The following is an 8,008-nucleotide window of genomic DNA, read 5'->3' as shown; positions in this document are numbered from 1 at the left end:
GTGGCGGATTTGGCCAAGGACACATAACGCCTAGAATGCGCCTTTCTCGATGCCGTGAGACCAAAGCCGCAGCGCATTCCTTCCAGAGCGCATGTATGCGGATCTTGAGGCGGCGCGAGGACTGAAGGCGCCCCCTCGCAGCCAAAGTGGCGCGGCTCTGGCCGAGCGATGGCCACTGCGTTCATCTGCAGCCGTGCTGGCAGGGGGAATGTCTTGGCCAACATCAGGTGACGCTGAGGATCGTCATGCTGAGCGTCGTCACCAAGCGCGCGAGAACGGCCCAGTGGCGCGGGCCGGAAAACCGATCGGCAGAACGCCAGACGGCGACTGTGACAAGGATATTGTAGGGCACCGAAAGCGCGTAGCCAGCGACGACCGCCGCAAGCGGCTGGCTTTGCATGACGAGGACGAGAAACAGCACGCTTGTTGAAATGTTGACTGCCAGGCCGCCGAACACGGCCCATTTCCAGAAGGCAACCTCAAGCGGCAGATGTCCAAGCCAGAGCGCGCTGAGTCGTCTCATGGAGAGAGCGTGGCCGGAGGAAGAGTCATCTTGCGCTTTCGGTTTGCGCCTGGGCGCGGGCACAGTTTGAAGCAGCGAGGAAGGGCTGCAAGCTGCAAACCATATTTCGGCCTGTCGCTAGCAGGGTTCAGCGCATCGCCCCCCCCATACAGTATTTTCGGGCCATACTGCGCGCCGATGACGATCAGCGCCTGCCGACGGCAGCGCCGGCTCGAGGCCGGGATGGTCCACCGCTCGCGAACCGACGAGGCAGCCCGGCGATGGGCGACCATCCCGCAGGCCGGGTAGCTTATTCGCAGCGGAAGTCCCGCCTGTGACCGAGGTACAGCGCCGGGCGGTAGCCGGATGCGGCGCGCCGTACTTCTGCGTGAGTCCTTCCGCCGCCGCCCTTTCCAAGCCCTGCTCGACGAAGAGCGTCCGGAGAATCGCCACCACCTGCCCTTCCGCGGCGGAAGGGGCGTCAAAGATGGCGACCCGCTCCGAGAAGCTGAGGTCGGGGCGGTCGGAGCCGACGAAGGCGCGGCCGCGGAAGGCGCCCGCCGGTTGCGCCGCCTCGCCGGGGGAGGGCGGCACCGTCTCGAAGACACGGGCGACCGGCATGTGGGCGCGGATCACGGCCTCGGCTTCCTGCATCGTCATGTCGAGCCGGAGACCCACCATGTCAGTTGCTTCCGCCGTCGGCGGGTGCGGCGGCGCCCGGTTGGCTGGTGCCGCGACGGTGGGCACCGGTGCAGTTCGGGGCGGCGCCGATGCGGCCAGTGTACGCAGCCACGCGGTCACACGCAGGTCGGTGAGCGAGTCCGTCACCTCCCATGGCGAGCCGCCCGGATACACTTGCCCGCCCATCACGGTGAGCAGCGGAAAACACTCGGCGAGGGTGTTCGGCTCACCGCCTCCAATAGGCAAGGCGGGCGGGGGTCGCCGGTCCGCGTCAGGGCAACTCGCCGCCCGTTTTCCAATCAGTCCCGCCCAGACGGCGGTATGCTGGTTGCCGGTGTCCTGGCTGGCACCGCCGCCGGCCGCCATACGGCGCTCACAGGCCAGCGGACGAGCATCCGCAGCGGAAGCTGTGGTGTCTCGGCCAGGATCCTTGGCAGCTCCCGCGCCCGAAACGCCGCCGCGCCTTCTCGTAGCGCAATGCGCGCGGAGGCCGACAGGGTTGGACCGCGCGCTGGATCCTCGCCCTCGTGCCATGTGCCACAGACGTCCTGGTAGGGTCCGTAGGCAGGGGTGCGGCCGAAGACCGTGGCCCGTGCCGGCGGGTCGAGGAGGAGGCAGGCCAGGGAACGAACCTCAAGGTCGTCCAGGCTTTCCAGCGGGCGCGGCACCGCGACCAGGCCAAGGGCGCGGATCGTGCGGGCCCACGCCGTGCGCGACGGCGCAACCACATGAGCGCCAGCCGGGCGCTGGCTGCCCCGCGCGCGCTCCTCGTTCCATAGCTCGCCGATCGAGGGCAGGAACGCATGGGCCGGCCCAGCCAGATCGACTATCGGCACATTCGTCATGCTGGGCACGGCCGCCCATTGCGGCGCCTCCGTGGCGCGCAGCGGCGCGGACGCGGCAGACTCACTGCGCGTGGGCAAGAGATTTCGCAGTGCCTCGATCCGGGCCTGCATCACCGCTTCCAGGCAGCGCGCATCTGGTCCACAGCCGTCCCGAGCGCGTAGCCAGGAGCGCTGATCCTGCTGCAGTTGGATCCGATCCTCGGGCTGAAATCCATCCCGTGCGGCGGCGTAGGTCTGGCCGAGTTCCCTGTCCTTCTCGGTGAGCGCCGGGTTCGCGCAGATGGTGCGCTCGACGGGGGTGCTGACCCGGTTGCAATCCGCGGCGGCGACCGGCGGGATGCGCCTCGCGGGCGCTGCCGCGCCCGACCGCTCCTGCCATGCCTCCCGGATCTCGGCCATGACGGAAGAAGTCAGCGCGCGAGTCTGACGCTGGCCGTAATCGCGCTGGAAGGCGCTCAGGGCCGCGATGGTACGTGGACCCGGCGCGCCATCGGCCGGGCCGGCATCGTAGCCGAGCTCATTGAGATGGCGCTGCGCCTCCGCAACCTCGCGCCGGTCAAGGGCGGAACCATCAGCCTGGCGCGGCTGGGAAGACTGCGGAGCGCGAGCGGGCGGGGGGGCCTGCAAGGCACGCTCCGGTGGCGGGCGGTACGTTGGGGGCGGTGCGTACTGAGGCGGCGCGTAGGGAGGCTGGACGGGCTGCGGGGCGGTGAGCCGGCCCATCAGGTCCCGCAGCACATGATCGAGCTGCGCTTCGGCGGGGACGGGGAATGCTGCGACAAAGCCCAGGGCAAGAATCCTTGTCCCAAGACGCGCAACGCTGCTGAGAGCGGTTTTCATGGTGACCGCGGCTCCCTCCAGCTTTTCCTACCCCCCGAGTAGCGCCTCTTGGGCAGCCGAGAGCAGTGCAGTGCAGGGGGCCGAGCAACGCTGCATCTCTTGCGCGCGCCAGACCATGAAAATGGGGTTTCCTCACCTTCAAGTGTTGTGATCGGCCTGAGTGTCTCGTGACCTATGCCGCGGCGCTTCCGCCAGTTCTGCGGACGCTGCCCGGGAGTGAGGTTCCTGCCAGTTTGGCTGCGGCTGCGCTGTCATCGGACGATGGCGGCCTGCCATTCGGCCACCGGTTCGCCGGACGCGGTCTTGCGCCGGCCATCCGGCCACGCCTACGCTTCGCGACGGCACGGTCAGGCGGACATGCCAGAACATGGTCAAGCTTCCTGGGTGCGGTGCCGGGGTTGGCCATTTGCCGGACGGCCGATCAAGCCCAGGGGGAAGCACGACTACATGGTGACCCCACCCGCCGCTTTTTCTTCGGTCATGGCGCCACCGACACCACGCCGTGGGCCACGCACCGGCCCGCGCGGCCGCAGCTTCACGGCGGAAATGCGCGAGGCTGTCGTCACCGCAATTGCGGGGTTGGAACTGCGGCGAGATCTGTTGATCGAACATCTGCACGCGCTGCAGGACCGCTACGGCTACCTGCGGGAAGGTCACCTGCTGGCGCTGGCGGCCCTGCTGCGCCTGGCGCCGGTCGAGGTCTTCGAGGTCGCCACCTTCTACGCGCATTTCAACGTGGTGGATGACGCCGCGCCGGAACCCGAGCCGGTGACGGTGCGGGTCTGCGAAAGCCTGCCCTGCGCCATGGCCGGCGCGGCGCGGCTGATGCAGGCGCTGCGCGACGCACCCATCGCGGACGTCAGGCTTGTGGCGGCCCCCTGCATGGGCGCCTGCCACCATGCGCCTGCCTGCGCCGTCGGACACCATCTGGTGGAGGCGGCGACGCCGGACCGCATCGCACGCGCCGTCGCGGGCCAGGCCCCAGAGATGCCGGCGCCGCCAACGCTGTCGGACTACCGCGCCCGTGGCGGCTACCGCGTGCTGGCCGCGGTGCTCGCGGGCGATCTGCCGCGCGAGGTGATGCTGGCGCGTATTCAGAAAGCCGGTCTGCGCGGCCTTGGCGGCGCGGGCTTCCCGGCGGCCCGGAAGTGGGCGCTGGTGCGCGCCAATCCCGGTCCGCGCCATGTCGTGGTCAACGCCGACGAAGGCGAGCCCGGCACCTTCAAGGACCGCTATTGCCTGGAGAGCGAGCCGCATCGCGTGCTGGAAGGCATGCTGCTGGCCGCACATGCCGTGCAGGCGGATGCCTGCTGGATCTACCTGCGCGACGAATACCCGCATCTGCGCCACGCCCTGGAGCGCGAAATCGCCGCACTGGCGCGTGCGGGCCTTGCCGAGGTGCCGATCCATCTGCGCCGCGGCGCCGGCGCCTATATCTGCGGCGAGGAGACGGCGCTGCTGGAAAGCCTGGAGGGCCGCCGCGGCTACCCCCGCCACAAGCCGCCCTTCCCGGGTGAAGCGGGCCTGTTCGGTCAGCCGACGCTGATCCACAACGTCGAGACCCTTTGGTTCCTGCCGCAGATCCTGGGCACGCCGGAAGGTCCGGCCGAATATGCGGCGCAGGGGCGGCGCGGGCGAACAGGCCTGCGCTTCTTCTCGGTCTCCGGCCGCGTGCGCGACCCGGGTGAGAAGCTGGCCCCCGCTGGTGTCACCGTGCGCGAGTTGATCGAGGAATTCTCCGGCGGCATGGCACCCGGCCATCGCTTCATGGCCTATCTGCCGGGTGGCGCCTCCGGCGGAATCCTGCCGGAGCGTCTGGGCGACCTGCCGCTCGATTTCGGCACGCTCGATGCGCAGGGCTGCTTCGTGGGGTCCGGCGCCGTGGTGGTGCTGTCGGACCAGGACGATCTGGCGGAGGCGGCGCGCAACCTGCTGCGCTTCTTCCGGGATGAAAGCTGCGGCCAATGCACCCCGTGCCGCGTCGGCACCGCCAAGGCCGCGCATATGTTGGACGCGCCGGTGTGGGACCGCGCGCTGCTGAAGGACCTGGCGCAGGGCATGGCGGATGGCTCGATCTGCGGGCTGGGCCAGGCGGCGATGAACCCGGTGCTGACCCTGTTGCGCCACTTCCCCGAAGACCTACTGTCATGACGACGCGCTTCACACTGGATGGCCGCGAGGTCGAGGCCGGGCCTGGCGAGACCATCTGGCAGGTGGCGACACGCCTCGGCGTGGAGGTGCCGCATCTCTGTCACCTGGAGCGTCCGGGCTACCGTCCCGACGGCAATTGCCGTGCCTGCCTGGTCGAGGTGAGCGGGGAGCGCGTGCTGGCGGCGTCCTGCATCCGCAAGCCGACCGAGGACATGGTCGTGCAGACCGCGACACCGCGCGCGCAGCATGCGCGCCGGATGGTGTTCGAGCTGCTGCTGGCGGACCAGCCCGGCGCCAATGCGCGCGATCCCTCCGGCGTCTTCGCGCGCTGGTCGCGGCATGTCGGCGTGACAGGGAGCCGCTTCGCACCGGAGCCGCATGCACCGCGCCCGGATGCGAGCCACCCCGCCATGCTGGTCCAGCTTGACGCCTGCATCCAGTGCGGGCTTTGCGAGCGTGCCTGCCGCGAGGTGCAGCACAACGATGTCATCGGCCTCGCTCATCGTGGGATGGACGTGCAGGTGGTGTTCGATACCGCGACGCTGATGGGCGAAAGCACCTGCGTCGCCTGCGGGGAATGCGTGCAGGCCTGCCCAACCGGTGCACTCCTGCCTAAATCCGTCGTGGACCAGGCCGGCCAGCGTCCGCAGGCGGCGGAGCGCGTGGTGCCCAGCGTCTGCCCGTATTGTGGCGTCGGATGCCAGGTCGATTTCAGGGTGCGGGACGATGTCATCGTCGAGGTGACGGGGCGCAACGGGCCGTCCAATCTGGGCCGGCTTTGCGTGAAGGGGCGCTTCGGCTTCGACTATGTGCGCCACCCCGAGCGGCTGACGGTGCCACTGGTCCGCATCGACGACGCCGCGAAGAAACCCGGTGACTGCGTCGATCTCGGCCAGGCCCGCGGAAAATTCCGCGAGGCAAGCTGGGAGGAGGCGATGTCGCGCGCGGCGGAAGGCCTGCGCCGCATCCGCGACACGCGCGGGCCAAACGCGCTGGCCGGCTTCGGCTCCGCCAAGGGCTCCAACGAGGAAGCCTACCTGTTCCAGAAGCTGGTCCGCACGGGCTTCGGCACCAACAACGTGGATCATTGCACGCGGCTCTGCCATGCGGCCTCGGTCGCCGCGCTGCTCGAGGGAATCGGCAGCGGTTCCGTCACCGCCCCCTTCACCGCGGCCCTGGAGGCGGAAGTGATCGTGGTGATCGGCGCGCGTCCGACCGAGAACCATCCCGTCGCCGCCACTTTCCTGAAGGAAGCCGCCGCGCGCGGCGCGAAGCTGGTGGTCATGGACCCGCGCGGAACCGGCCTCGATCGCCACGCGACGGAGGTGGTGCGCTTCGCGCCGGGCCGCGACGTGCCGCTGCTGAACGCGATGCTGCATGTCATCATCACGGAAGGGCTGCACGACCGGCAATACGTTGCGGCCCATCTGGAGGATTTCGGGCAGCTCCGCGACCACGTCGCGGCGCTGACGCCGGAGGCGATGGCGCCGATCTGCGACGTGCCGGCGTCCCAGATCCGCCGCGTCGCCCGCCTTTTCGCCCGCGCCGATCGTGCGATGATCCTGTGGGGCATGGGGATCAGCCAATCCACCCATGGCACCGACAATACGCGCTGCCTGATCGCGCTCGCGCTGCTCTGCGGCCATGTCGGACGGCCCGGCACCGGGCTGCATCCGCTGCGCGGGCAGAACAACGTCCAGGGCGCCTCGGATGCCGGACTCATCCCGATGGCCTTCCCGGACTACCACCCCACCGGCGATGACACGGCCCGCATGCGGCTGGAGGCGCTGTGGGGCGCACGGCTCGACCCCACGCCCGGCCTCACCGTGGTCGAGATCATGGGCGCCATGGAGCGCGGCGAGATCGCCGGGATGTACGTGATGGGCGAGAACCCGGCGATGTCGGACCCCGACCTCGCGCATGCCCGCGCGGCGCTGGTGCGGCTCGACCACCTCGTGGTGCAGGACCTGTTCCTGACGGAGACGGCGGCGCTGGCCGATGTGGTGCTGCCCGCCTCCGCCTGGCCGGAAAAGGACGGCACGGCGACCAACACGAACCGCCAGGTGCAGATGGGCCGCGCCGCGCTGCCGCTGCCCGGCCAGGCGCGCCAGGACCTTGCCATCATCGTGGACCTGGCCCGGCGGCTCGGGCTGGATTGGAGCTACACCCATCCGCGCGAGGTCTTCGCGGAGATGGCGCTGGCCATGCCGAGCCTCGACAACATCACCTGGGACCGGCTGCTGCGGGAGGACAGCGTCACCTATCCCTGCCTCGGCCCGGACCAGCCGGGGCAGGCGATCGTCTTCGGCGAGACCTTCCCGACCGTCACCGGCCGCGCGCGGCTGGTGCCGGCAAACCTGCTCGACCCGGCGGAGATGCCGGATGAGGAGTTTCCCTTCGTGCTGACCACGGGGCGCGAACTGGAGCATTGGCACACCGGTGCCATGACACGGCGCGCCAGCGTGCTGGATGCGCTGCAACCCTCGCCCACTGCCTCCCTCGCACCGGAAGTGCTGCGGCGGCTTGGCGTGGCGCCGGGAGGGCGCCTGCGTCTGTCCACGCGCCGCGGCGCAGTGGAGCTTTTCGCGCGCGCCGACCCGGATCTGCCGGAAGGCCTCGTCTTCATGCCCTTCGCCTATCGCGAGGCCGCGGCCAACTTGCTGACGAACCCGCAGCTTGATCCCTTCGGCAAGATACCGGAATTCAAGTACTGCGCCGTGCGCATCGAAGCGGTGTGACCGCCCCCAGGGACCCGGGATGATCGCGGCGCGCCTGCCGCCCTCCCGTGACTCCGGGAACGGGTCGCGGACGCTACCCCTCGCACCCGACGGGGCTTGCTGCTCGCAGCACGAGGCCTGTCGTCGTCTCATCCACCCGACGGCGCGCAACTGGCGCGCCGAGCCAGTCGCGATACCAGTCGAGCGTCTCCTCCAGCGCGCGATCGAGTGTCCAGTCCGGTGACCAATCCAGCAGCGAACGGGCCTTGGGA

General features: G+C 69.7%; 5 protein-coding genes. 2 read left to right on the top strand and 3 right to left on the bottom strand.

The genetic code is table 11. The annotated features are described in order from the left end of the window. Positions 1-223: 223 nt before the first annotated feature. The 3 genes from ACFHNC_RS24260 to ACFHNC_RS24250 all read right to left on the bottom strand — a co-directional run bounded on the left by ACFHNC_RS24260 (position 224) and on the right by ACFHNC_RS24250 (position 2,868). On the bottom strand, positions 224-523 hold the full coding sequence (locus tag ACFHNC_RS24260; protein ID WP_437171816.1) for a hypothetical protein: 300 nt from the start codon (positions 521-523) through the stop codon (positions 224-226). A 117-nt stretch (positions 524-640) separates the two neighbouring features. Then, positions 641-1,183, bottom strand: coding sequence for a hypothetical protein (locus ACFHNC_RS24255; protein ID WP_437171815.1), 543 nt, complete (start codon positions 1,181-1,183; stop codon positions 641-643). Between the two features lie 299 nt (positions 1,184-1,482). Then, positions 1,483-2,868: a peptidoglycan-binding protein gene (locus ACFHNC_RS24250; protein ID WP_437171814.1), complete on the bottom strand. Its 1,386-nt coding sequence runs from the start codon at positions 2,866-2,868 to the stop codon at positions 1,483-1,485. 447 nt (positions 2,869-3,315) lie between these two features. Here ACFHNC_RS24250 and ACFHNC_RS24245 point away from each other — a divergent pair, with 447 nt between their 5' ends. Both ACFHNC_RS24245 and fdhF read left to right on the top strand, forming a co-directional pair. Then, on the top strand, positions 3,316-5,019 hold the full coding sequence (locus ACFHNC_RS24245) for an NADH-ubiquinone oxidoreductase-F iron-sulfur binding region domain-containing protein (protein ID WP_437171813.1): 1,704 nt from the start codon (positions 3,316-3,318) through the stop codon (positions 5,017-5,019). Continuing rightward, on the top strand, positions 5,016-7,757 hold the full coding sequence (gene fdhF, locus ACFHNC_RS24240; protein ID WP_437171812.1) for a formate dehydrogenase subunit alpha: 2,742 nt from the start codon (positions 5,016-5,018) through the stop codon (positions 7,755-7,757). The genes ACFHNC_RS24245 and fdhF overlap by 4 nt, the downstream gene beginning before the upstream one ends. The last annotated feature ends 251 nt before the right edge of the window (positions 7,758-8,008 follow it).

It is taken from the genome of Falsiroseomonas sp. E2-1-a4, assembly GCF_051433165.1.
Lineage (GTDB): Bacteria > Pseudomonadota > Alphaproteobacteria > Acetobacterales > Acetobacteraceae > Falsiroseomonas.
This window is presented reverse-complemented; position numbering and strand designations above follow the sequence as displayed.

What these genes read in the sequence shown, in the direction of transcription:
- ACFHNC_RS24260 (WP_437171816.1), bottom strand. Translation starts at nt 523, where the DNA reads ATGAGACGACTCAGCGCGCTCTGGCTTGGACATCTGCCGCTTGAGGTT.
- ACFHNC_RS24255 (WP_437171815.1), bottom strand. Translation starts at nt 1,183, where the DNA reads ATGGTGGGTCTCCGGCTCGACATGACGATGCAGGAAGCCGAGGCCGTG.
- ACFHNC_RS24250 (WP_437171814.1), bottom strand. Translation starts at nt 2,868, where the DNA reads ATGAAAACCGCTCTCAGCAGCGTTGCGCGTCTTGGGACAAGGATTCTT.
- ACFHNC_RS24245 (WP_437171813.1), top strand. Translation starts at nt 3,316, where the DNA reads ATGGTGACCCCACCCGCCGCTTTTTCTTCGGTCATGGCGCCACCGACA.
- fdhF (WP_437171812.1), top strand. Translation starts at nt 5,016, where the DNA reads ATGACGACGCGCTTCACACTGGATGGCCGCGAGGTCGAGGCCGGGCCT.